General features: G+C 73.3%; 24 protein-coding genes. 13 read left to right on the top strand and 11 right to left on the bottom strand.

Going from position 1 to position 21,628, the window contains the following annotated elements:
- Window positions 1-149: 149 nt before the first annotated feature.
- Window positions 150-998, top strand: coding sequence for a (2Fe-2S)-binding protein (locus ACFY7H_RS14185; protein WP_388937776.1), 849 nt, complete (start codon window positions 150-152; stop codon window positions 996-998).
- A gap of 107 nt (window positions 999-1,105) precedes the next feature.
- Here ACFY7H_RS14185 and ACFY7H_RS14180 read toward each other — a convergent pair whose 3' ends face one another.
- Entirely contained in the window at window positions 1,106-2,122 is a 1,017-nt protein-coding gene (locus ACFY7H_RS14180; RefSeq protein WP_388937774.1) for an ABC transporter substrate-binding protein, read from the bottom strand.
- 161 nt (window positions 2,123-2,283) lie between these two features.
- On the opposite strand from ACFY7H_RS14180, the gene ACFY7H_RS14175 reads away from it, so the two are divergent.
- Genes ACFY7H_RS14175 through ACFY7H_RS14165 form a run of 3 tightly spaced genes read left to right on the top strand, consistent with a single transcriptional unit; the run spans window position 2,284 to window position 5,304 of the window.
- Window positions 2,284-3,348, top strand: coding sequence for a FecCD family ABC transporter permease (locus ACFY7H_RS14175; protein ID WP_388937773.1), 1,065 nt, complete (start codon window positions 2,284-2,286; stop codon window positions 3,346-3,348).
- Window positions 3,345-4,463, top strand: coding sequence for a FecCD family ABC transporter permease (locus ACFY7H_RS14170; protein ID WP_388937772.1), 1,119 nt, complete (start codon window positions 3,345-3,347; stop codon window positions 4,461-4,463). The genes ACFY7H_RS14175 and ACFY7H_RS14170 overlap by 4 nt, the downstream gene beginning before the upstream one ends.
- 1 nt (window position 4,464) lies before the next feature.
- On the top strand, window positions 4,465-5,304 hold the full coding sequence (locus ACFY7H_RS14165) for an ABC transporter ATP-binding protein (protein ID WP_388937771.1): 840 nt from the start codon (window positions 4,465-4,467) through the stop codon (window positions 5,302-5,304).
- A 60-nt stretch (window positions 5,305-5,364) separates the two neighbouring features.
- On the opposite strand, the gene ACFY7H_RS14160 is transcribed toward ACFY7H_RS14165, so the two are convergent.
- From ACFY7H_RS14160 to ACFY7H_RS14145, 4 genes are all read right to left on the bottom strand, one after another.
- On the bottom strand, window positions 5,365-5,799 hold the full coding sequence (locus ACFY7H_RS14160; RefSeq protein WP_388937769.1) for an ATP-binding protein: 435 nt from the start codon (window positions 5,797-5,799) through the stop codon (window positions 5,365-5,367).
- Window positions 5,800-5,892: 93 nt separating this feature from the next.
- Entirely contained in the window at window positions 5,893-6,216 is a 324-nt protein-coding gene (locus ACFY7H_RS14155) for a plasmid stabilization protein (protein WP_388937767.1), read from the bottom strand.
- A gap of 81 nt (window positions 6,217-6,297) precedes the next feature.
- Window positions 6,298-7,047, bottom strand: coding sequence for a UdgX family uracil-DNA binding protein (locus ACFY7H_RS14150; RefSeq protein ID WP_388937765.1), 750 nt, complete (start codon window positions 7,045-7,047; stop codon window positions 6,298-6,300).
- A 160-nt stretch (window positions 7,048-7,207) separates the two neighbouring features.
- A complete protein-coding gene (locus ACFY7H_RS14145; protein ID WP_388937763.1) occupies window positions 7,208-7,474 on the bottom strand; it encodes a DUF4235 domain-containing protein in 267 nt (88 codons plus the stop codon).
- A gap of 200 nt (window positions 7,475-7,674) precedes the next feature.
- Between ACFY7H_RS14145 and ACFY7H_RS14140 the strand changes: the two genes are divergently transcribed.
- The 3 genes from ACFY7H_RS14140 (at window position 7,675) to ACFY7H_RS14130 (ending at window position 11,633) form a co-directional block, all read left to right on the top strand.
- Window positions 7,675-7,902, top strand: a complete 228-nt coding sequence (locus ACFY7H_RS14140; protein WP_388937762.1) for a hypothetical protein — start codon at window positions 7,675-7,677, stop codon at window positions 7,900-7,902.
- Between the two features lie 261 nt (window positions 7,903-8,163).
- On the top strand, window positions 8,164-10,353 hold the full coding sequence (gene katG / locus ACFY7H_RS14135; protein WP_388937761.1) for a catalase/peroxidase HPI: 2,190 nt from the start codon (window positions 8,164-8,166) through the stop codon (window positions 10,351-10,353).
- A gap of 119 nt (window positions 10,354-10,472) precedes the next feature.
- Window positions 10,473-11,633 carry a hypothetical protein gene (locus ACFY7H_RS14130; RefSeq protein WP_388937759.1) on the top strand — a complete coding sequence of 387 codons (1,161 nt, stop codon included), beginning with the start codon at window positions 10,473-10,475 and terminating at the stop codon, window positions 11,631-11,633.
- A 107-nt stretch (window positions 11,634-11,740) separates the two neighbouring features.
- Here ACFY7H_RS14130 and ACFY7H_RS14125 read toward each other — a convergent pair whose 3' ends face one another.
- Window positions 11,741-13,459 (bottom strand): acyl-CoA dehydrogenase family protein, encoded by a 1,719-nt coding sequence (locus ACFY7H_RS14125; RefSeq protein WP_388937758.1) that lies wholly within the window; start codon window positions 13,457-13,459, stop codon window positions 11,741-11,743.
- Between the two features lie 50 nt (window positions 13,460-13,509).
- Window positions 13,510-14,076, bottom strand: a complete 567-nt coding sequence (locus ACFY7H_RS14120) for a PadR family transcriptional regulator (protein WP_388937756.1) — start codon at window positions 14,074-14,076, stop codon at window positions 13,510-13,512.
- Window positions 14,077-14,268: 192 nt separating this feature from the next.
- Between ACFY7H_RS14120 and ACFY7H_RS14115 the strand changes: the two genes are divergently transcribed.
- The gene (locus tag ACFY7H_RS14115) at window positions 14,269-14,838 is read left to right on the top strand and encodes a DUF664 domain-containing protein (RefSeq protein ID WP_388937754.1); all 570 of its coding nucleotides are present in this window, start codon (window positions 14,269-14,271) and stop codon (window positions 14,836-14,838) included.
- A 34-nt stretch (window positions 14,839-14,872) separates the two neighbouring features.
- On the opposite strand, the gene ACFY7H_RS14110 is transcribed toward ACFY7H_RS14115, so the two are convergent.
- From ACFY7H_RS14110 to ACFY7H_RS14095, 4 genes are all read right to left on the bottom strand, one after another.
- Window positions 14,873-15,880, bottom strand: coding sequence for a DUF1648 domain-containing protein (locus ACFY7H_RS14110; protein ID WP_388937753.1), 1,008 nt, complete (start codon window positions 15,878-15,880; stop codon window positions 14,873-14,875).
- The gene (locus ACFY7H_RS14105; RefSeq protein WP_388937751.1) at window positions 15,877-16,224 is read right to left on the bottom strand and encodes a GntR family transcriptional regulator; all 348 of its coding nucleotides are present in this window, start codon (window positions 16,222-16,224) and stop codon (window positions 15,877-15,879) included. Before ACFY7H_RS14105 ends, ACFY7H_RS14110 begins: the two co-directional genes overlap by 4 nt.
- 82 nt (window positions 16,225-16,306) lie before the next feature.
- Window positions 16,307-16,627: a winged helix-turn-helix domain-containing protein gene (locus ACFY7H_RS14100; protein ID WP_388937750.1), complete on the bottom strand. Its 321-nt coding sequence runs from the start codon at window positions 16,625-16,627 to the stop codon at window positions 16,307-16,309.
- Window positions 16,599-17,330 (bottom strand): hypothetical protein, encoded by a 732-nt coding sequence (locus ACFY7H_RS14095; protein WP_388937748.1) that lies wholly within the window; start codon window positions 17,328-17,330, stop codon window positions 16,599-16,601. The genes ACFY7H_RS14100 and ACFY7H_RS14095 overlap by 29 nt, the downstream gene beginning before the upstream one ends.
- A 140-nt stretch (window positions 17,331-17,470) precedes the next feature.
- On the opposite strand from ACFY7H_RS14095, the gene ACFY7H_RS14090 reads away from it, so the two are divergent.
- From ACFY7H_RS14090 to ACFY7H_RS14070, 5 genes are all read left to right on the top strand, one after another.
- Entirely contained in the window at window positions 17,471-17,842 is a 372-nt protein-coding gene (locus ACFY7H_RS14090; RefSeq protein WP_388937747.1) for an SH3 domain-containing protein, read from the top strand.
- Window positions 17,843-18,078: 236 nt separating this feature from the next.
- A complete protein-coding gene (locus tag ACFY7H_RS14085) occupies window positions 18,079-19,026 on the top strand; it encodes an NmrA/HSCARG family protein (RefSeq protein WP_388937745.1) in 948 nt (315 codons plus the stop codon).
- A 212-nt stretch (window positions 19,027-19,238) separates the two neighbouring features.
- Entirely contained in the window at window positions 19,239-20,195 is a 957-nt protein-coding gene (locus ACFY7H_RS14080) for a TIGR03557 family F420-dependent LLM class oxidoreductase (protein WP_388937743.1), read from the top strand.
- Window positions 20,196-20,279: 84 nt separating this feature from the next.
- On the top strand, window positions 20,280-20,693 hold the full coding sequence (locus ACFY7H_RS14075) for a CBS domain-containing protein (RefSeq protein WP_388937742.1): 414 nt from the start codon (window positions 20,280-20,282) through the stop codon (window positions 20,691-20,693).
- Between the two features lie 517 nt (window positions 20,694-21,210).
- Window positions 21,211-21,621, top strand: a complete 411-nt coding sequence (locus ACFY7H_RS14070; RefSeq protein ID WP_388937741.1) for an STAS domain-containing protein — start codon at window positions 21,211-21,213, stop codon at window positions 21,619-21,621.
- Window positions 21,622-21,628: the final 7 nt, after the last annotated feature.

Raw genomic sequence — 21,628 nt, 5'->3', positions numbered from 1 at the left:
GGTCAGCTTAGGTTAGCCAACCCTTAGCTTCAACTTTCCCCTGCGACACGGGACCTGACACGGCACCCACGATCGTAAACCATTGGGTTAAGGTAAGGCTTACCTATCAGCTAGCACCGGAGCTTCGTGCCGCACATGATCGAGAACCGATGACCGCACTCCCGCGCACCGCGCCCGGCAACGTGGCCGCCGCCGTGCTCGCGCGGACCTACGGGCGCCTCGCGGACCTCTGCCCGGCGCTCGACGTCCGGGTGGCCACCGCGGCGGCACGGCCCGAAGGACTCGTCGGCGGCGACGAGCTGGCGGAGGACCAGGCGGCCCTGGAGGCCTTCGTCGCCGCCGAGGCCGCACGCATCCGGTCCGGCCACGGGCACGAACCGCGCCCGGACGTCGCCGCCTCGCGCGCACTGCACGACTACCTCTGGTCCGTCAGCCTGCTGATGAGCGGCGCCTGGTACCTGGAACGGCGCGTACCGCGCGTCCGCCCGCGCGAGGTGCGGATCGACCTGTCGGCCGGCACGTTCGAGATCGTGCCGGGAACGGCGTTCGCCTGTCTGCCCGGCGACCCGGCGGCGCACCTTCCCGGTGCGCGGCCCGTGGCCGGGCAGGAGGCGCTGCGCGCCGAGCTGCGCGCCGCCGTCGCCGATCACGTACGGCCGTTGCTGGCGTCCTTCGGGCCGCTGGTGCGGCGCCGCGACCGGGCCCTGTGGGGGATGGCCGCGGACGACCTCGTCTCCGGGATCTGGTACCTCGGCCGCGTCCTCGGCCAGGAGGACCGGGCGGTGCGGGAGGCGACCGAACTGCTCCCCACCGCCATCGCCCCCTTCCCCGGCGGTGCGGACTTCAGGCGGCTGGAGACGCGCGACGGGCGTTTGCACCCGACGCGCACCCGGCTCGGCTGCTGCATGTACTACACGCTGGAGTCGGCCCGGGCGTGCGCGACCTGCCCCCGGACCTGCGACGACGAGCGGATCCGCCGCATCGAGGAGACGGACTGAGGCGGACCCCTCCCGGACGCCGAAAGGCCCCGGCCGCGTACTCCCGTACGCGGCCGGGGTCTTTTCCGTCGAGGCGGACGGGCAGGGCCCGCCCGCCCGGCGTCCGCCTACTTGGCGGGGTCGACCTGGAAGGCCTTCGCCAGGTCGTCGAGGACCATGTCCGCGCCCTGGAGGGAGACCGAGGTCATCCAGGTCGAGTCGTCGACCTCGTGGACCTGGTTCTTCTGGACCGCGTTCAGGCGCTGCCACAGCGGGTTGGCGGTGAACTTCTTCTTGCGCTCGTCACCGCCCGAGAAGGAGGTCATGAAGATGTGGTCGGCGTCCGCCTGCTGGATCTGCTCTTCGCTGATCTCGATGTTGAACTTGGACTCGTCGCGCTGGTTCTCGGGCCGCGTCAGCCCCATGTCGTTCAGGATGATGCCGCTGAACGTCTTGGGCAGGTAGATGCGCGTCGGACCGTCGACGAAGCGGAGGACCGAGAAGGTGGGCTTGCCGTTGGCGCCGCCGCCCTTGGCGTTGATCGCGTCACCGATCTTCTTGGCGCGGGTCTGGTAGGCCGTGAGCTTCGCCTGAGCCTTCTCCTCCTGACCCAGTGCCTGGCCGAGGAAGGTGACGTTCTCCTTCCAGATCGGGCCGGTGGTCTTCACGAAGACGGTCGGCGCGATCTGGCTCAGCCGGTCGTAGAAGTCGGCGTGCCGGACGGTCGCCGAGACGATGAGGTCGGGCTTGAGGGCCGCGATCGCCTCGAGGTTCGGGTTGTCGAGCGGGCCGACGTCCTTGGTGTCCTTCACCGCGTCACCCAGGTACGCCGGGAAGCCCTTCTGGTCACGGTAGGACCCGATGCCGCCGACCAGCGGCGCGTCGAGCGCCACGACCGCCTCGACCAGGCTGTTGTCCAGCGCCACCACGCGCTTGGGCTTGGCCTTCAGTTCGGTCTTGCCCTTGTCGTGGGTGATGGTGCGCGGGAAGCCCGCGGACTCGGCGGCGGCCGGCTTCGGCGACGACTCGGCGGCCGACTTGCCGTCATCCCCGCTGCCACAGGCGGCGAGCGAGAGGGCCATGGCCGCCGTGAGGACGGCAGCGGCGATCCGGCCCGGCCGGCGACGGTGGGTGAAGCTGTTCATCGGTTCTCAGTTCTCCAGAGGGAACGCGTGCTCTAAGGGCGAGGCGCTCTTAGGTAAGGCTTGCCTGAGTAAATGCGTGGTGAACAGTAGCCGCTCTTCGTGGCCAAATCCAGACGGGGGCCGAAGAGCCGATACGGTTAGGCATCCCTTACCTTGTCTGAGTGTCTCTGAAGCCCGTCACCGCCGATGCCGCCGCGGTCCCCGTCCCGGCAGTTCCGCCACCCCGACGAACCCTGTCCCGAACCCTCGTACTCACGTTCCTGCTCGCCCTCGTGGTGGCCATGGTGTGCGCCTCCCTGGCGATCGGCACGAAATCCGTGCCGCTCTCCGACGTCCTCGCGGCGATCGGCGGCAGCGAGGAGGGCGACGCGATCGTCATCCGCGAACTGCGCATGCCCAGAACCTTCCTGGGGCTGCTGGTCGGCCTCGCCCTGGGCGCCGCGGGAGCGGTGGCCCAGGACATCACCCGCAATCCCCTCGGCGATCCCGGCCTCATCGGCATCAGCGCCGGAGGCTCGTTCGCGGTCGCCGCGAGCATCGGTGTCCTGGGGCTGACCAGCCCGTACCAGTACATCTGGTTCGCCTTCCTCGGCGGAGCGCTGGCCGGACTCATCGCCTACGCCGTCGGCGGTACCGGTTACGGCGGCGCGACTCCCGCCAAGCTCGCCCTGGCCGGCGCGGCGGTGACCGTACTGCTCGACGCCGGCACCAACACCCTCGTACTGATGGACGTGCGCACCCTGGACCAGTACCGGTTCTGGGCGGTCGGCTCGCTGGCCGGCCGGGAGGCCCAACTGGGCATGGAACTCCTCCCGTTCCTTATCGTCGGCCTCGCCCTCGCCCTCGGCCTGAGCGGCCGGCTCAACGCCCTCGCCCTCGGGGACGACCTGGCCAGCTCGCTCGGCACCCCGGTCAGGTCCACCCGTGCCCTGGGCGCGCTGGCGGTGGTCCTGCTGACCGGCGCCGCCGTGGCCGCCGCGGGCCCCGTGACCTTCGTCGGCCTCGTCGTGCCGCACGTCGTACGCGCCTTCACCGGGCCCGACGCCCGCTGGCTGGTCCCGTGTTCCGCGCTGGGCGGGGCGTCGCTGATGCTCGCCGCCGACGTGGTCGGCCGGATGGTCGCCCGGCCCGGCGAGCTGGAGGCGGGCGTGGTGACCGCGCTGCTGGGCGCGCCGTTCCTCGCGCTGCTGGTCAAGCGCGGCAAGCTCAAGGAGCACACCCGATGAGCGTGACGCGTACGACCGGCACGCCGGTCCCGGCGGTCCCGGCGGCCCGCCGCAAGGCCGTTCCGCGGCTGAGGCTCGAAGCCGGGCCCTTCGGCGTGGCCGTGCGGCCCAGGGTCGCGCTGGTGGTGCTCGCCCTCGTGGCGGCCGGCTTCGCGGGGCTGATCGCCTCCGTGTCGCTGGGCACCTTCGCCATTCCGGTGGGCGACGTACTGGCCGCCGTCCTGGGCACGGGCTCCGGCTCGGCCGACCTCATCGTCCACCAGCTGCGCCTCCCGCGGGCCCTGACGGCCCTGCTGGTGGGGGCCGCGTTCGGGCTGGCCGGGGCCGTGTTCCAGGCCGTCACCCGCAACCCGCTGGCCAGCCCGGACCTGATCGGCATCGCGTCCGGCGCCGGAGCCGGAGCGGTGAGCGCCATCCTCATCGGCGGGGTGACCGCCGCCGGCGCGGGCACCTTCGCGGCGGTCCCGTTCGGAGCCCTCGCCGGCGCCCTGCTGACCGCGATCGTCATCTACCTGCTGGCGTTCCGCGACGGGACCATCACCGGCTACCGTTTCGTCCTCGTCGGCCTCGCCGCGAACGGCGCCCTGGTCGCGCTGACCCGCTGGATGCTGGCCCGCGCCGACATCGACCAGGCGTCCCGCGCCATGGTGTGGCTGACGGGCAGCCTCAACGGCCGCGGCTACGAGCACGTCCAGTGGGCCGGACTGGCGCTGGCCGTACTGCTGCCGCTGACCCTGGCACTGGCGCGCCCGTACCAGCTGCTCCAGTACGACGACGACACCGCGCGGAGCCTCGGCATGCCGCTGCGGCACTCGCGGATCGTGCTGCTGGTCCTCGCCACGTGCCTCACCGCGCTCGGCGCGGCCGCGGCCGGGCCGATCGCCTTCGTCGCCCTGGGCGCCCCTCAGATCGCCCGGCGGCTCGCCGGCACCGCCGGCATCCCGCTGATCACCAGCGCCCTCACCGGAGCGGTCCTGCTCATCCTGGCCGACCTCGGGGCGCGCACCGTCCTGGCCCCGACCGAGCTGCCCGTCGGCGTGCTCACCGGCGCCGTCGGCGCCCCGTACCTGCTGCTGCTACTCGCCCGTACCAACCGGGCCGGAAAGGGAGGCTGACATGACCGCCCCGCTGACCGAGACCCCGCCGACCGGCACCGCCCCCTCCGCGCTCAGCGCGGAAGGGCTGCGGCTGGGGTACGGCGACCGGATCGTCTCCGAGGACCTCGACCTGGACATCCCGGCCGGGAAGGTGACCGCTCTGGTCGGCCCGAACGCCTGCGGAAAGTCCACCGCCCTGCGGGCCCTGGCCCGGCTGCTCAAGCCGGCCGGCGGCGCCGTCCACCTGGACGGCGAGGACATCGCGGGCCTGTCCGCACGGGAGTTCGCCCTGCGGCTCGCCCTGCTGCCGCAGACGCCCAGCGCCCCTGACGGAATCTCCGTACGCGACCTCGTGGCCCGGGGCCGTACCCCGCACCAGCGGTGGTGGCGCCAGTGGTCCTCCTCCGACGAGGCCGCGGTGGACGCGGCGCTGGCGGCGACGGGCTCACAGGAGCTCGCGGCGCGTTCCATCGACGAGCTGTCGGGCGGTCAGCGCCAGCGCGTGTGGATCGCGATGGCGCTGGCCCAGCACACGCCGGTGCTGCTGCTGGACGAGCCGACGACGTACCTGGACCTCGCCCACCAGGTGGACGTCCTCGAACTCGTCGCGGAGCTCAACCGCTCAGAGGGCCGCACCGTGGTGATGGTCCTGCACGAACTCAACCTCGCCTGCCGCTACGCCGGCCACCTCGTCGCCATGCGCGACGGGCGGGTCGTCGCGGCCGGACCGCCGTCCGAGATCGTCACGCCGGACCTCGTCCACGAGGTCTTCGGCCTGCGCGCGGCCGTGATCCGCTGCCCGGTCGCCGGAACGCCGCTGGTCATCCCGGAGGGCGGGCGCCGCGGCGAGGTCGTCTGACCCCGTCGGCGCCGGCGTCGGACCGCGCCGCCGTTCGTACGGTGACCCGCCCGGAGCGGGTCACCGTACGAACGGACCGCGGGGGATGTGGACGTGGATGGTCTTGCCCGCCTCCGCGCCGTCGTGGTGGTGGATCTCCACATCGGTCCCCAGCAGGTTGACCAGGTGCCACCCCCATCCGCCCTCCCCCCGCTCGTCCGGTCGCCGGGCCCGCGGCTCCGCGCTGCTGCTGTCCGTCACGTCGACGTCGACGCCGTCCGGCACCACGTGCAGGTCGAGCGCGCAGTCGCCGGTCGCGTGGCGGACGGCGTTGGTGACGAGTTCACTGATCACCAGCAGGGCCGCATCCAGGGCGCGGGCCGGAAAATACGGCGGCTCCCCGCCCCTGAAGGGCTCGAGGAAGTCACGCACCGCCTGGCGCGCCTCGGCGGCCGCACCCCGCCCGCGCAGGGCCAAGTGGAGCGTCGGTGTCGGGTGGACGGGGTGGAGGGGCATGGAGACCTACTCCCGGGAGCCTCGGTGCTTCGGTCGGGAGGACATGGCCGGGGGCGCGGCACGCCGGCCCGCCCGGGCCCACTGGGCGAGGCGTCAGCGGCCGAGGGCACGCTTCAGTTCGGACTTGTCCATCTTCGAACGGCCCTCGATGTTCTTCTGCTTCGCCTCGTTGTAGAGCTGCTCCTTGGTGGGGCCCTGCGAGCCGCTGTGAGAGCGCTGCCCGCCCCGCTTGGAGGAGGAGGTGTCCTGGGTGGAGGAACGGCTCGCGGTCTTCGACTCGCCGGAGCGGGCGCGTTCCTTGTTGACCGTGCGCGCGGCGATCTCCTTGGCCCGTCCGGTGCTCTCGCCGCGCTGCTCTGCGCTCTCCTTGATGTGCTCGTACTGACGTTCACGCTTGGGGCTGGAACCGCGAGGCATGGTGACTCCTTCGCTCTGGTGCGTGTGTACGGATCCGGCCGGACCGGATCCGTACAGTGCGCCTGCCCGGGTGGGGGCGGCTCATTCAGACGGCTTCGGGCCCGGGAGGCCCAGCGCGGCGGCGGCCACGGAGAGGTCCGCGACCAGCCCCGCGAAGGCGCCCTCCCGGTCCTCGGAGCGGAGCACGGCCGACGGATGGACGGTCGCCAGCAGCTGCCCGGCCGGCGGGCCCGGCTCCCCGCCGGGCGGTGCGGGCATGGGCAGGAGCACTCCGCGCCGCTCCCCCACCCTGAACGAGGACCCGAGCAGGGCCTTGCCCGCGGTACCGCCGAGCACCACCAGCACTTCCGGGTCGACCAGCCGCAGTTCCTCCAGGAGCCACGGCCGGCAGGCGGTCATCTCGCGCAGGCTGGGGGCCTTGTGGATGCGGCGCTTGCCGCGCGGGGCGAGCGCGAACTTGAAGTGCTTGACCACATTGGTCAGGTAGGCGCCCTCGTCCGCGAGCCCGGCCTCGTCGAGGGCCTTGTGCAGCAGCCGGCCGGCGGGACCCACGAAGGGCTCGCCCCGCAGGTCCTCCTGGTCACCGGGCTGCTCCCCGACCAGCATCAGCCGCGCGCCGGCCGGGCCGCTGCCGAAGACCGTCTGGGTGGCGTCGCGGAAGAGCGGGCAACCCCTGCACCCCGACGCCGCACGCTCAAGGTTCTTCAGGCCTCCCCGCGCGGGGAGGTAGGGGGTGGCGTCGTATTCCTGTCCGAGCTCGGGTCCGGGCTCCCGTCCGTGCTCCCGCCCGGCGGCCGCGGGGGCCGAGCCGGTACGCGCGCCCGCGTCCATCGCCACCACCTCCGGCCGGGGTCCGGCTCCCGTGCTGTGGTCCGCCCCGCGTTCGAGGCCGCGGGGCGGCAGTCGGCTTCTTCCCGGCGGCCCCCGCGCCAAACGGGAGGCCGGCCCGCCCGGAGCCCCGCGGCCGAGGCCCCGGAGCCCCGCGGCCGGGTCAGGCGGGCCAGGTGCCGGTCAGGCGCTTGGCGGCGACGGCGCCGCCCCGGTCGACCGCCGCCTTGACGGCGGCGAAGACCGCGCCCTGCAGCGCCGCGGCGATGAGGATCTCCCGCCACGAACGGTCCTCGTCGGTGGCGTTCGGTGCGTCGTCCTCGTGCCCGAGCCTCTTCCACAGCTGCTTGAACGCGACGCCCGCCAGTGCGCCCCCGGTCGCGCCGAGCACCAGCCCCACGGGCTTGTACGCGATCTTCGATGCCTTCACCGCGTTTCCTCCTCCTCGCACGTCCGGTCCCCCGGCATCTGCCCGGTGGCGCGCGCCGCTAACGCCCTCCCGGTGCCCGTCCGCCGTCACGGGCCGCACCCGCCGTTTGACCGCGCGCGGCGGGGGCAGGCGAGGAAACCGGGTGGAGGCCATCCTCGAACCGCGACGGAGCCTCCGCCTCAACCGGAAGGTGGGATGACGTGATGGAACCGCCCTCGGCACCGACGGCCGGCCCGGCCCCGTCGCACCTCCTCGAAGAGGCGCGGACGGCTCTGCGTGACGTCACCGATCCGTCGGCGCGGGCCGGCCTGCTGGCCGTCCTCGCCGCGGTGCAGGAGCTCCAGCTCCTGACGTCCTCCATCCAGGGCATCGACGCCCGCATGAAGCAGCTCAACCGGTACCTGGGAGCGCTCGCCAACAAGCCGTAGCCGCCGTTCCCCGCACGTCCGCCGTCCCCCGGGCCGCCGCCCGGGGGACGGCACCCGTTCCACCCCGCGCACGGCGCGGGACACCGGATTTCCCCTCCCCTGATCGGGGTCATCGGCGTGGGGGTCCGCATCTCGTCCGCCCGCCGGGTGGAGACGCCCTGCGTGTTCTCTCGGCGGCACCGTCCACCGTGCGCGACCATACGGACGCGCAGAGCAAAGCAGCCAGCAGGTGGAAACACCGAGACAGGAAGAAGGACGGACGTGTCCGGCAGCGAAAGCGAGAACCCCGCAATTCCCTCCCCGGCCGCCACGCCGACCCGCCCCAGGACGAACCGGGACTGGTGGCCGAACCAGCTCGACCTCCAGGTTCTCCACCAGCACTCGCCCCGGTCCAACCCGATGGGCGAGGACTTCGACTACGCGCGGGAATTCGCGGACCTGGACGTCGAGGCCCTCAAGCGGGACGTCTTCGAGGTGATGACGACGTCGCAGGACTGGTGGCCCGCCGACTACGGCCACTACGGGCCGCTCTTCATCCGGATGAGCTGGCACGCGGCGGGAACGTACCGGATCGCCGACGGCCGGGGCGGCGGCGGGTCGGGCGCCCAGCGCTTCGCTCCCCTCAACAGCTGGCCCGACAACGCGAGCCTCGACAAGGCGCGGCGTCTGCTCTGGCCGGTGAAGCAGAAGTACGGCCGCAAGGTCTCGTGGGCGGACCTCCTGGTCTTCGCCGGGAACTGCGCGATGGAGTCCATGGGCTTCAAGACCTTCGGATTCGGCTTCGGCCGGGAGGACATCTGGGAACCCGAGGAAATCTTCTGGGGCCCCGAGGACACCTGGCTCGGGGACGAGCGCTACAGCGGCGACAGGGAACTCTCCGGTCCGTTCGGCGCCGTGCAGATGGGACTCATCTACGTCAATCCGGAAGGTCCGAACGGAAACCCGGACCCCCTCGCCGCCGCGAGGGACATCCGCGAGACGTTCGCGCGCATGGCGATGAACGACGAGGAGACGGTCGCGCTGATCGTCGGCGGGCACACCTTCGGCAAGTGCCACGGCGCGGTCGACCCCGAGTACGTCGGTCCGGAACCGGAGGCCGCGCCCATCGAGCAGCAGGGCCTCGGATGGACGAATTCGTACGGTTCCGGAAAGGGGGCCGACACCCTCACCAGCGGGCTCGAGGGTGCGTGGACGACCGAACCCGTCAAGTGGGACAACGGCTACCTGGACAACCTCTTCCGGTACGACTGGGAGCTGACGAGGAGCCCGGCCGGCGCCCAGCAGTGGACCCCGACGGACCCCGCCGCACAGGGCACGGTGCCCGACGCGCACGATCCGTCGAAGCGGCACGCCCCCATGATGCTGACGACGGACCTCGCGCTGAAGCTGGATCCGGTCTACGGGCCGATCTCGAAGGGCTTCCACGAGAACCCGGACCGGCTCGCCGACGCCTTCGCCAGGGCGTGGTACAAGCTGCTGCACCGCGACATGGGGCCCGTCTCCCGCTACCTCGGCCCGTGGGTCCCCGAGCCGCAGCTGTGGCAGGACCCTGTCCCCGCCGTCGATCACGAGCTGGTCGGGGACGCGGAGATCGCCGACCTCAAGGCGCGGGTCCTCGGCTCGGGGCTGTCCGTCTCCCAGCTGGCGGCCACCGCCTGGGCCGCGGCCGCCTCCTTCCGCGGCACCGACATGAGGGGCGGCGCCAACGGGGCGCGGATCCGGCTCGCTCCGCAGAAGGACTGGGAGGTCAACGCGTCGGACGAGGTGGCGCAGACGGTGCGGGCCCTCGACCGGATCCGGGAGGACTTCAATGCCGCGCAGACCGGCGGGAAGAAGGTCTCCCTCGCCGATCTGATCGTCCTCGGCGGCTGCGCGGCCGTCGAGAAGGCCGCGCAGGACGCCGGGCACCGGGTCACGGTCCCGTTCGCGCCGGGACGTACGGACGCCTCGCAGGAACAGACCGACGTGGAGGCGTTCGCCGTCCTCGAACCCCGGGCGGACGGTTTCCGCAACTACCTCGGCCAGGGCGAGAAGCTGTCGCCGGAGACCCTCATGCTGGACCGCGCCAACCTGCTGACGCTGACGGCCCCCGAGATGACGGTCCTGACGGGCGGCATGCGGGCCCTGAACGCCGGTTTCAAGGGCTCCCCGCACGGCGTCTTCACCAGCCGGCCGCAGACGCTGACCACCGACTTCTTCGTGAACCTGCTGGACATGGGGACGCAGTGGTCGCCCTCGGCCACGGACGAGAACGTGTTCGAGGGCCGGGACCGCGCCACGGGCCGGGTCAAGTGGACCGCGACCGCGGTCGACCTCGTCTTCGGCTCGCACTCCCAACTCCGGGCCCTGTGCGAGGTGTACGCCTCCCAGGACGCGGGCGAGAAGTTCGTACGTGACTTCGTGGCGGCGTGGGACAAGGTGATGACCCTCGACCGCTTCGACCTCTCCTGACCCGCCCGTGCCGGCACGCCCGCCCGCCCCCGCCGCCCCGGCCCGCCGGTCACCGCCGGCCGGTGGGCGCGCCGGGGGCGGGCGGGGCATTCTGGAGGAGGACCCTCACGCCTTCCTGAATGGGGGACGTCATGGAACTGGGCTTCCTCAAACCGCTCTTCTCCCGTCCCGGCCCCTGGGCGTCGGTGTACGTCGAGACCACCCGCGCCACCGAGGACGCGCAGCGGATCCAGGCCCTGCGTGAGCGGGCGGTGGCGTCGCAGCTGATCGACGCGGGCGCCGACGCCTACACCGTCCGGGCCGTGGTGAACCGGCTCGCCGGGGAGCCCGCCGGCGGCGCGCCGCCCGGCCGTGCGCTGTTCGCCTCGGGCGCCGAGGTCCTGCTGGACGTCCCGCTCGCCCGGGCCCCCGCCGCCACCGCGGCGACCTGGTCGGTCCTGCCGCACGTCGCCCCGCTGGCCGGTCTGCGCGGGGACGAGCCGAGCTGCCTGGTGGCGCACGTCGACCGTACCGGCGCCGATCTGGAGCTGTGCGACGGCCTGCGCCGGGAGGCCGTGGGCCAGGCGCGGGGCAGCCGGTGGCCGGAGCGGGGGCACCGCGGGGTGCCGGCCGACCGCTACGAGTGGCACTACCGGAACAAGGTCGAGAACGCCTGGAACGAGACGGCCGACGCCATCGCCGCCGAGCTGGCCCGGCAGTGGCCGGAGAGCGGCGCCGGTCTGGTGGTGCTCGCCGGTGACGTCCGCGAGCGCCGGGCCGTCCACCAGCGCCTGCCCGAGGCGATGCGGGCGGTGACCGTCGAGGTCGACGCCGGCGGCCGCTCGCCCGGCGCCGCCCGGGACGCCCTCGACCGTGAGATCGCGCGGGTGCGCGAGGCTTTCGCCCGCGAGCGCCTGGAGAGCGCCCTGGAGCGGTTCCGCGTCGGGCGGGGCCGGCCCGGCGAGCACCGGGAGTCCACCGTGGACACCGGGCCGGGTCAGGCCGCGGAGGGCATGCCCGCCGTGGTGGACGCCGTACGCAGTCACCAGGCGGCGACCCTGCTGCTCACCCCGGACGGCCCCGACGCGGCGCGCGAGGTCTGGGTGGGTCCCGGCGTGGACCAGGTGGCGGTGCAGCGCGGCCAGGCGCAGGCCATGGGGGTCGGCAAGCCCGAACGGGCGCGCGCGGACGACGCCCTGCTGCGGTCGGCCGCGGCTGCGGGCTGCGAGGTGCTGGTCGTCCCGGCGGACATGGCGGGCCCGGCGGGCGGCCTGGGGGCGGTGCTGCGCTGGAAGGTGTGAACGCCGGGCGCCTGCGACAGGGCCCGGGCCGGGGGGAAGGGCCGCCGTCCACGGCGGACCCGCGGCCGGCACGGCCGGGCGCGGGTCCGCTTCGGGGCGCCTCTTGGCTACGGCGCCATCTCGTACGCCCCGGACAGGGCCTCGACGCGCTGCCAGATCCGCGCCGCGCGGTCCTCGTCCACGACGGGCCGGCGTACGGCGCCCAGGGCCCAGGCCTGCTGCGCCTCGGTGGCCGAATCCTTGCCGTGCAGCTCGACGGCGTGTCCGGAGAAGTCCCGCACGAGGACGGAGAACAGCTCGTCGAGGACGTCCGGGTCCAGGTCCGTCAGGCGGGCCTGCTCCAGGATCAGCTGGGCGTGCACCACGAGGGCGAACAGCTGGCCGACGGACAGCAGGAAGTCCAGGTCGCGGCTCTGCGCCTCGTCGGGGGCGATGGTGGCGACGAAATCGCACAGGGCGTCGGCCTGCTCGCGGAACCGGGCCACGTTCGCCACCTCGGCGTACGCGTCGAAGGCGGGACGCCAGTCGTGGAAGCGTACGGAGCCCAGGCCGCGGGCCGGGCCCTGCCGGAAGAGGAAGTCGTCGTCGGCCGCGTCGAGGCGGGTCGGCACGGCCGGGTACGCGACCGGCTCCAGCAGGTGGTTGCGCATGAACTTGAGGATCAGCGCGAGGTTGACGTGGACGGTGCCCTCGAGCTTGGGCAGGCTGCGGATCTCGACGGCGGCCTCGGCGAAGTAGGTGTCCTTCTCGAAGCCCTTGGCCGCGATGACGTCCCACATGAGGTCGATGACCTTCTCGCCCTCCGTGGTCACCTTCATCTTCGTCATCGGGTTGAAGAGGAGGTAGCGGCGGTCGTCGGGGCCGGCGGAGCGGAAGTAGTCGACGGCCCGGTCGCTGAAGAGCTTCATGCCGACGAGGCGGACGTAGGCGTCGGCCAGTTCCCGGCGCACGTGCGGGAAGGCGGTGACGGGGCGGCCGTAGAGGACGCGGTTCTGCGCGTGGGTGACGGCCTCGTACATCGCGTGCTCGCAGATGCCGATCGAGGCGGTGCAGAGGTTGAACTTGCCGACGTTGACGGTGTTGAGGGCGGCGTCGAAGGCGGCCCGGCCGGTGTGCAGGACGTCGTCCGGGGACACCGGGTAGGCGTCGAGCCGGAACTCGCTGACGTATTTGGAGGAGTCGACGACGTTCTGCACGACGTGGTACGCCGGGTGGCGGCTGTCGGCGGCGAAGAAGACGTATCCGTCCGGCCCCTCGACGTCGGTGCGGCGGCCGAAGACGGAGACGAGTCCGGCGGCGTTGCCGTTGCCGATGTAGTACTTGGAGCCGCTGGCCAGGAAACCGCCGTCGCCGTCGGGTTCCAGCAGCATGTCGGTGGAGTAGATGTCGGCGCCGTGGGTGCGCTCGGACAGACCGAACGCGAACACCTCGCCCTGATTGAGGAGTTCGGCCGCACGGGCGCGGGCGGCGGCGTTCTCGCTCTGCCAGACCGGGCCGAGGCCGAGGATCGTCACCTGCCAGGCGTACCAGTAATCGAGGCCGTAGAAGCCGAGGATCTCGTTGAGGGCGGCGATCCGGGCGGTGTCCCAGCGCTGGTCCTCCCGTCCGGCGGCGGAGGCCGGCGTGAGGAAGGTGGCGAACAGGCCCTCCTTGGCGGCGAAGGCCAGGAACTCCCCGAGCCAGGCGCGGGAGCGGTAGTCCTCGATCAGCTTGCGCTTGCCGCGCTCCTCGAACCAGTCGACGGTGGCGCGCAGCAGCCTGCGGGTCTCGGGGTCGAAGTGCGCGGGGTCGTAGGTGCGCGGGTTGAAGAGCAGGGAGTCGGCCATGAGGGGTCGCCTTCCGGAGAGGGAGGGGAGAGGGAGGGATGTGGGGGTGTTCAGGCGGACGGCGCTGCCGCGCCGAGACGCCTGAGCGTGGCGAGGACGTCGTCCAGCCAGGCGATCGTCATCCGCTCGTACGCGATGCCGCCGCGCAGCACGACGTGCTGGAGCTCCTGCGCGGCGTCGAGCGGGGCGGGGGCCTCGGGCCCGGTGAAGTCGCGCAGTTCCCCGGCGAGGTAGTGCGCGAGCCGCTCGCCGTGCACCCGGTGGTGGCGTTCGACCTCGCGGATCAGCGCGGCCGGGTCGTCGAAGGCCGCGCCCCGGATCTTCACGGCGAGGTCGTGGCGCATGCTCTCGGGTTCGATCGGCTCGTGCAGCCACCGGGAGAGGGCCGCGCGGCCGGGGGCGGCGACGGAGTACTCCTTCTTGTCCGGCCGGCCCTGCTGCGGGACCTCGCGGACGGTGAGCTGGCCGTCCCGTTCCATCCGGCCCAGCACGCGGTAGATCTGCTGGTGGGTGGCGGTCCAGAAGTAGCCGATGGACCGGTCGAACCGCCGGGCCAGTTCGTATCCGGAGCCGGGCATCTCCAGCAGGGAGACGAGGATCGCGTGGTCGAGCGCCATGCCCCCGATCTTTCTATGCAACTCGTTGCATAGACAAGTGCCGGAGCCCGGGTGAGACGCGGCTCACGGACGCCTCCACCGGCCGGGGCGGCGCTCGCGAGCGCTCCGCAGGGCCCTCTTCCCGCCCGCCGCCCGCCCCCGGAGGCGGGCGGACGGAATCTCGATGGCGGACCCGGGACGTCGCATACGATCATGGGCCGCATGAGTGAACAACCCGCGCGCTGGACCCAGTCGACCGTGTACACGGACATGTGGGCGGATCCGGACCACGACCCCCGCAGCAACGACGGAACGAGCGTGGACGGCGAGCTCGCCACGCTCCTGGACTTCCTGACGGGCTACCGCCTGACCCTGAAGATGAAGTGCGAGGGCCTGAACCCCGAGCAGCTGGCCCGGCGGTCGGTTCCGCCGTCGACGATGTCGCTGCTCGGCCTGATCCGTCACCTCGCCGAGGTGGAGCGGGACTGGCACAACTGGATCACCGACGGCGACCCGCTGCCCAGGCTCTACGGCGAGCGCGACGCCGACTTCCACGGGGCCGTCGCCGACCAGGCCGTGGTCGACGCCGCGTACGCGGACCTGGAGCGCGAGCAGGCCGCGACCGACGCCGCGCTGGCCGCGCATACGGACCTGGGCGAGCGCGTGGGGAAGGACTCCATAGCGATCCGCGAGCTGATGGTGCACAGGATCGACGAGTACGCCCGCCACTGCGGCCACGCCGACCTGCTGCGCGAGTGCGTCGACGGAAGGGTCGGCCAGTGAGCTGACCCCGCCGGGTTTCAGGGCGTGCGCCGTTTCAGGGCGTGCGCCGCGCGACCAGCGAGTTCAGCAGCGCGGCGCCGCGCTCGGCGTCCCCGACGCTGACGGCGAACTCACCGCCCCGCAGCGGGCGGACGACCAGGCATTCACCGGCCCGGAGCATCACCGTCGTCCCCCTTCCGCTGAGCCGGTACCCCCAGCCGCCCACTTGCGCGGCCGTCCGGTGCTCGGCGCGCGCCGACTCGATGTCCCCGGCACGCCAGCGGCGTACGGGCATACCGAACGGGCCGAGGGCCACTTCCAGACCGCGTTCGGTGACGCTCGCCCGTACGGACGAACACCCGACGACCACGACGGACGTGACGGCGAGGGGCGTGACGAGCGCCCACGGGGACGGGACGAGGCCGGCCACGGCGGCCAGGGCGGCGGCGACGGCAGCGAGTCCGGTCACGGCCGCGGTCGCCCGGAGCCAGGGGTTCGCCGTGCGGGAGAACCATACGAACGTCTCGCCGGCCGGTATCTCCATGCCCGGCCCCCGCAGCGCCGCCGGCGGCCGCGCCCTGGAGCGGCGCCGGGTCATCAGCCGGCCGGCCAGTCCCGCGGCCACCGCCACCGCCACCGCCACCGCCACCGCGAGCGTCAGGGCGATGCCGAGACTGTCCAGGCGGGCCTGGTGCCAGTCGGCGCGGTCGAGGTTCGCCCGGACGACGCACGCCTGCCCGCCGACGAGGAAGACGCCGCCGGCCGGCAGGACGGCGGATGCCGCCGCACGGCCACACCACCGCGCGGCCCCGGCGGTCAGCAGCACCAGGGCCGCCCAGACGACCGCGGGAAGGAGCGCGGCGGCCCACAGCGGCATGGAGCCGTCGGGCGCGCCGGAGCTTGCGCTCCAGTGGGTCGCCAGCCGCTCCGGCAGCCGTCCCGACGCCGCCCAGGGCAGCGCGACGAGCACGGCGGCGACCCCCGCGCCCCAGAGCCCGAGGGCCGGCCGCCCCGCGGCTCCCTCCGGGCCGGCCGGACCCTGCGGATCTTGCGGACCCTTCACGGCAACCCCCTGATCATTTCGATGAGATCGGCCCTGCTGTAGCCCAGGTGCGCCGCGTCACGGACGAGTTCGCGCGCCCGGTCGAGCACCACGGACCGCCGGCCGGCTCCTGCGGCGACGGTGACGCCCCTCCCCCGCCGGAACTCCAGTACGCCCTCGTCACGCAGACCGCGCAGACCGCGCAGGACCGTGTTGGCGTTGACCCCCAGCGCCAGGGAGAGTTCCCGCGCCGACGGCAGGCGGTCACCCGGCCCGCACTCGCCGTCGGCGATGGCGCGCCTGATCGCGCCCGCCACCTGTTCGTGCAGCGGCCGGCTGTCCGCGGTGTTCAGTCTCAACAACATGGTGCTAATGAACATAGCACCATTGACTCTCCAGGAGGAGGTCTCCGGCCCCCAGCCGCCTCGTACGGCCGGCCGCGCGGGCTCACATTCCGTCCAGCAGCGTGCGGCCGAGACGGGTGAGGGTGTGCAGGGCGGTCTTCCCCTCGCGGGTCAGGGCGGTCAGACCGGCGCCGCGCAGGGTGGTGGCGTGCTCGCTGGCGCCGGCCGGTGAGATGCCCGCCCGCCGGGCGAGCTGCGTGGTGGTGCACGCGGGGTGGTCGGCGATCACGCACATCACCACCGCCCTGGTGCGGCCGAGGAGCGCGGACAGCGCCGGCGGCACCGGAGTGCCGGCGCGGCGCGGGCCGGCGGCCGGGGCCCACAGCGCGGCCGCGTCAACGGGACTGGTCAGGGCCGGGTACACCACCAGCACCGTGTCGGCCTCGGGGCCAGCGAACAGCTGGGGTACGGGTCCGCAGAACACCGACGGGGCCAGCACGAGCGAGCGCCCCGCCACGTGGAAGTCGGCCGCCCGGTGGACCAGCGGCCGATAGCCGGGGACCTCCAGCACGGGCGGTTCCCACGGGCGCCATCGGGCGCAGGCCGTCCAGTAGCGCCCCGACCCCGCCCTGGACCATGAGCCGCCCGCGCCGGGCCAGCTCCGCCTCGAGGTGCTGCTGGATGCGCTCCCAGTACGGGGCCACGGCCACGCGGTGGCAGTCCTGGAGGGCGGTGGCGAGCCTGGCCACCCCGCGCGGGCCGGCGTCCACCACCTCCGCCAGCCAGGGAGCGTGCCGCCGGGGCGCGCCCGCGACCACCGCGAACTCCGCGCGCAGCCTGCGCCCGGGTGCTCCGCGCAGCCGTTCGACGCCCTCGTCGATCCGGCCCGCAGCGCCCACCAGGGTGAACAGGTCCACCAGTTCCCCGCGCGGAGAGCCGAGGAACCTCGCGGTGTCCGGCCCGTCGCCCGTGATCAGGGGGCCGGTGCGCGCACGCCAGCCGCCGAAGAGCGCCTTGGCGTCACGCCGCTGGAGGTTCCACAGGCTCAGCTCCGTCTCCGCGAGCGGCCCCAGGAGGGCGACCCTCACCCGTGCCAGGTCCTGCGCCGTGAAGTGCAACCGCAGCACGCCTTCCTCCTCCGCAGCCCTGCGGGCGATGCTCCCGACCACCGTCGTTTCGGGACAGCCCGAAACGAGTCGAATCCGGGGTCGGTGCGGGCGCAGGCTGTGCCGGGCAAGCCGACAGCGTCTTCCCGAAGGAGTGCTCCATGAAGAAGCGTCTCGCGGGCGCGGTCCTGGCCGTGGCCGCCTTCACGGCCCCGCTGGCCGTCGTGGCCCCCACGACCGCCAGCGCGTCCGCCGCCGCGTGTTCGTCGCCCGGCTGGGGACCGTACGATTCCGGCTACTCGTTCACGGTCGCCGGCAAGAGCTCGCCGCTGCGGTCGGGGCCGAACGCGGACTGCGGGGTGCGCGCGTACGTCCCGGCGGGCACCGAGTTCAGCATCGACTGCCGGTACGTCAACGGCGCGGGCAACCTCTGGTACCACGGCGACGTGTACACGGGCGGCCGCAGCTACAGCGGCTGGATGTACGCGGGCAACCTGGGCAGCGTCTACGACTCCAACGACGCCTCCTGCTGACCCGGCACGACCTGGCGGCGGGGGCCGGGCCGGGCGTTCCGCCCGGGTCGGCCCCCGCCGGTGACCGGGCCGGGCCCGGCGCCCCCTCGGCGCGGGGGACCGAGGGGGCGCCGGCTCGTGCGGCCATACGGGCGGGCCCGGGGTGTGGCGCCGGTCGCGTCCGGTCCGCCGCCCGTATGTTCGCGGCGGAAACGTCCCACGGGGCGAGGAACGGGTGCGGGAGTGGGTGGCCGGCGATGACCGGGAAGCGGACGATCACCGTATTCGGAGCGACCGGGCAGCAGGGGGGCTCCCTGGCCCGGTCGATCCTGGAGGACCGGGACGGCGACTTCGCGGTGCGCGCCGTGACCCGCCGTCCGGACTCGGAACGGGCGCGGGAGCTGGAGCGGCTCGGGGCGGAGGTGGTCCGGGCCGACATGGACGACGAAGCGAGCCTCGGACCCGCCCTCGAAGGCGCGTACGGGGCGTTCCTGGTCACCGACTTCTGGGAGGACATGGACGCCGCCCACGAGAAGCGGCAGGCGGCGTCCCTCGCCCGGGCGACCGGGCACGCCGGCGTGCAGCACGCGATCTGGTCCACCCTGGAGGACACGCGGCACTGCATTCCCGTGGACGACGACCGGATGCCGACGCTCCAGGGCCAGTACAAGGTCCCGCACTTCGACGCCAAGGCGGAGGCGGACCAGTACTTCCTGGACGCGGGCGTCCCGGTCACGTTCCTGCGGACCACCTTCTTCTGGGACAACCTGCTGGGCAGCTTCGCGCCGGGCAGGACGGAGGACGGCGGCCTGGAGCTGGTCTACCCGATGGGCGACAAGCGGCTGTCCGGCATGGCCGTCGACGACGTCGGCAGGATCGCGCACGCCATGTTCAGGACGGGTGCCGACTTCGTCGCCGCCACCATCAGCGTCGCGGGCGAGCACCTGCGGGTCGCCGACATGGCCGCGGCCCTCACCGAGTCCCTGGGCCGGCCGGTCCGTTACCGGCCCCTGACCCCGGACGCGTTCCGCGGCCTGGGCTTTCCCGGCGCCGACGAGGCGGGGAACATGTTCCAGTTCTACGCCGACTGCGAGGCCTCCTTCACCGGCGCGCGGGATCTGGACGCCGTGCGCGGCATCCACCCGGCCCTCCAGGACTTCGCCACCTGGCTGGCGGCCCACCGCGACCGGTTCCCCCCGGCCTGAGGACGGCCCCGCCGGGTGGACGCCGCGGGTCCGGCTCGCGCGGCATCCCGTACGCGCCGCCGGACGGCGAGGGCGGCTCCGGGGGGGCGCACGGGTGAGTCCCCGAGGGGCGGCCCGCCCCGCGGCACGGGCCGCGAGGTTTGCCCCCCGTCGGCCGGGGCACGCGCCGACCACGGAGCCACGTACTTCCCGTACCTGGAGGCACGAGACCGATGACAGCTTTCGGCTACTTCCTGGCCTGCGAGGAATTCCCCCCGGACCGGCTTCTGGAGCAGGCCCGGCGGGCCGCCGACGCCGGCTTCAGCCGGCTGGCGATCTCCGACCACTTCCACCCGTGGAACGACGCCCAGGGCAACAGCCCGTTCGTCTGGTCGGTGATCGGGGCCCTGTCGCAGACCGTGGAGCTGCCGGTGACCACGCTGGTCACCTGCCCCACCACACGGATGCACCCCGCGGTGACGGCCCAGGCCGCGGCGACGTCGAGCCGGCTGCTCGACGGCCGCTTCGCGCTGGGCGTCGGCACCGGCGAGGCCCTCAACGAGCACATCCTCGGCGACCGCTGGCCGGCCTTCGACGAGCGGGCGGAGATGCTGGAGGAAGCCGTCGAGGTGATGCGCGAGCTCTTCACCGGTCGCCAGGTCAGCCATCGCGGCCGGCACTACACGGTGGAGAACGCCCGCCTGTACACCGCGCCGCGGGGCCGGCTGCCCGTCCACGTCTCCGGCTTCGGGCCGAAGGCGGCGGAACTGGCCGGACGCATCGGTGACGGGTTCGTCACCATGGGCCCCGACGAGGAGGCCATCAAGCGCTTCCGGGACGCGGGGGGCGAGGGGAAGCCGGTGATCGGCGGCCTCAAGGTGTGCTGGGGCGAGGACCGGGACGAGGCCGTCGACACCGCGCACCGTCTGTGGCCCACCGAGCAGCTGCCGGGCGAGCTGAACCAGATCCTGCCGACCCCGGCCCACTTCGAGCAGGCGAGTGAACTCGTCACCCGCCGCCAGGTGTCCGACGCCGTCCCCTGCGGCCCCGACGTCGAGGAGCACGTGGAGGCCGTCCGCGCCTATGTGGAGGCGGGGTTCGACGAGGTGTACATCGGCCAGATCGGTCCGGACGACCAGGCCTTCTTCGAGGCCTACCGCGACAAGGTACTGCCCGCCCTCACCGGATGAGGCCGCACCGGGACCGACCGGCCGCGAGAAGAAGACCGCCGCGAAAACCAGACCCATCGCCAGAACACGAGGGAGGAACCGCTGATGACCACCGCCCGCGAGATCATGACGGAGGGGGCCGACTGCATCGGCGCCGAGGAGACCATCATCCGGGCAGCGGAGATGATGAAGGAGCTCGGGGTCGGTGCCCTGCCGATCTGCGGCACCGACAACAAGCTGAAGGGAATGCTCACCGACCGCGACATCGTGGTCAAGGTCCTGGCGGCGGGCAAGGATCCCGCCCAGTGCAAGGCCGGCGAACTGGCTCAGGGCGAGGCGGTGACCATCGGGGCCGACGACGACGCCGGCGAGATCCTGCGCACGATGGCCCGGCACAAGGTCCGGCGGCTGCCCGTCATCGACGGCCACGACCTCGTCGGGATGGTGGCGCAGGCCGACGTGGCACGAGCACTGCCCGACACGAAGGTCGGCGAGCTCCTCGAATCGCTGTCCAGCTGACCCCGCCGAGGAGCCGGGGTCCGAGCAACACTGCGGAAGAGGGCGAGCACCATGGGCCGGGCCTGGTGGACGACGCGTTCGGTCGTTGCGGGCCGCGGCGGCGTCCGGACACAGGACGCCGGCGTCGTCACGGGAGAAGTGGAGGTGCACACCGCCTGGTCCGACGGGCCGGCCGGGGTGACCGTCCGCCCCCCGCGCGGCTCCACCTGGTGGCCCGTGGCGGGCGGCCCCGTACCGTGACCCAACGGGTACGCCAGCCGGCTCCTCCACGACGCCGTCCTCGACTCGGTCCGCGGCGAGGGCACCACGACGCTGTCGGACCTCCGGCCCGGGGCCCGCGCCGCGCATGACGCGCTGGTGGCGTGAGGCGCCATACTCAGGCCGGTACCGGCCTGAGCGAAACCTGACAACCCGGGCCGAACGTCAGCGAGCCTCTTACCCCTCCCGCGGGGCACCACGCCAGGATGGTGGCCCCGCGGGCCGCCGCCCGCGCGGGCGAATCGGGAAGGGGAACGTGTTGATCACCACGGACGTCCAGTACCGCGGCACCACCGTCCTGGTCAGTGCCTGCGGCGAACTCGACGCGGAGGCGGACGGGGAGCTCCGGCGAGCGCTGGAGTACGTCACCTCCGCCGAGCGGGTCCTCATGATCGATCTGCACGGGGTCCCCTTCATGGACGGCGACGGCCTGCTGCACCTCCTGGACCTGCACCGGCGTGCGGAGCGCCGGGGCCTTCGGGTCCTGGTCGTCGGGTGGAAGATCCAGCCGCGGGAGCTGATGGCCCGGATCGCGGGCCTTCCCGGTCCGGCCTCGGCCACCGCCGACCGGTACGCCACGGCCGGGTTCCGGGAGCTGCTCGGGGAACGCGCCCGCGAAGCCCGCGCGCGCACGGACTCCCGTACGGACCGGCTGCCCGCCGGCGGTTGACCGTCCC

The organism is Streptomyces sp. NPDC012794 (genome assembly GCF_042901085.1).
GTDB lineage: Bacteria > Actinomycetota > Actinomycetes > Streptomycetales > Streptomycetaceae > Streptomyces.
The sequence above is the reverse complement of the archived record's forward strand: the minus strand, read 5'-3'. Positions and strand labels throughout refer to the sequence as shown.

What these genes read in the sequence shown, in the direction of transcription:
- ACFY7H_RS14185 (WP_388937776.1), top strand. Translation starts at nt 150, where the DNA reads ATGACCGCACTCCCGCGCACCGCGCCCGGCAACGTGGCCGCCGCCGTG.
- ACFY7H_RS14180 (WP_388937774.1), bottom strand. Translation starts at nt 2,122, where the DNA reads ATGAACAGCTTCACCCACCGTCGCCGGCCGGGCCGGATCGCCGCTGCC.
- ACFY7H_RS14170 (WP_388937772.1), top strand. Translation starts at nt 3,345, where the DNA reads ATGAGCGTGACGCGTACGACCGGCACGCCGGTCCCGGCGGTCCCGGCG.
- ACFY7H_RS14165 (WP_388937771.1), top strand. Translation starts at nt 4,465, where the DNA reads ATGACCGCCCCGCTGACCGAGACCCCGCCGACCGGCACCGCCCCCTCC.
- ACFY7H_RS14160 (WP_388937769.1), bottom strand. Translation starts at nt 5,799, where the DNA reads ATGCCCCTCCACCCCGTCCACCCGACACCGACGCTCCACTTGGCCCTG.
- ACFY7H_RS14155 (WP_388937767.1), bottom strand. Translation starts at nt 6,216, where the DNA reads ATGCCTCGCGGTTCCAGCCCCAAGCGTGAACGTCAGTACGAGCACATC.
- ACFY7H_RS14150 (WP_388937765.1), bottom strand. Translation starts at nt 7,047, where the DNA reads ATGGACGCGGGCGCGCGTACCGGCTCGGCCCCCGCGGCCGCCGGGCGG.
- ACFY7H_RS14130 (WP_388937759.1), top strand. Translation starts at nt 10,473, where the DNA reads ATGGGGGACGTCATGGAACTGGGCTTCCTCAAACCGCTCTTCTCCCGT.
- ACFY7H_RS14125 (WP_388937758.1), bottom strand. Translation starts at nt 13,459, where the DNA reads ATGGCCGACTCCCTGCTCTTCAACCCGCGCACCTACGACCCCGCGCAC.
- ACFY7H_RS14120 (WP_388937756.1), bottom strand. Translation starts at nt 14,076, where the DNA reads ATGGCGCTCGACCACGCGATCCTCGTCTCCCTGCTGGAGATGCCCGGC.
- ACFY7H_RS14115 (WP_388937754.1), top strand. Translation starts at nt 14,269, where the DNA reads ATGGGCCGCATGAGTGAACAACCCGCGCGCTGGACCCAGTCGACCGTG.
- ACFY7H_RS14105 (WP_388937751.1), bottom strand. Translation starts at nt 16,224, where the DNA reads ATGTTGTTGAGACTGAACACCGCGGACAGCCGGCCGCTGCACGAACAG.
- ACFY7H_RS14090 (WP_388937747.1), top strand. Translation starts at nt 17,471, where the DNA reads ATGAAGAAGCGTCTCGCGGGCGCGGTCCTGGCCGTGGCCGCCTTCACG.
- ACFY7H_RS14085 (WP_388937745.1), top strand. Translation starts at nt 18,079, where the DNA reads ATGACCGGGAAGCGGACGATCACCGTATTCGGAGCGACCGGGCAGCAG.
- ACFY7H_RS14080 (WP_388937743.1), top strand. Translation starts at nt 19,239, where the DNA reads ATGACAGCTTTCGGCTACTTCCTGGCCTGCGAGGAATTCCCCCCGGAC.
- ACFY7H_RS14075 (WP_388937742.1), top strand. Translation starts at nt 20,280, where the DNA reads ATGACCACCGCCCGCGAGATCATGACGGAGGGGGCCGACTGCATCGGC.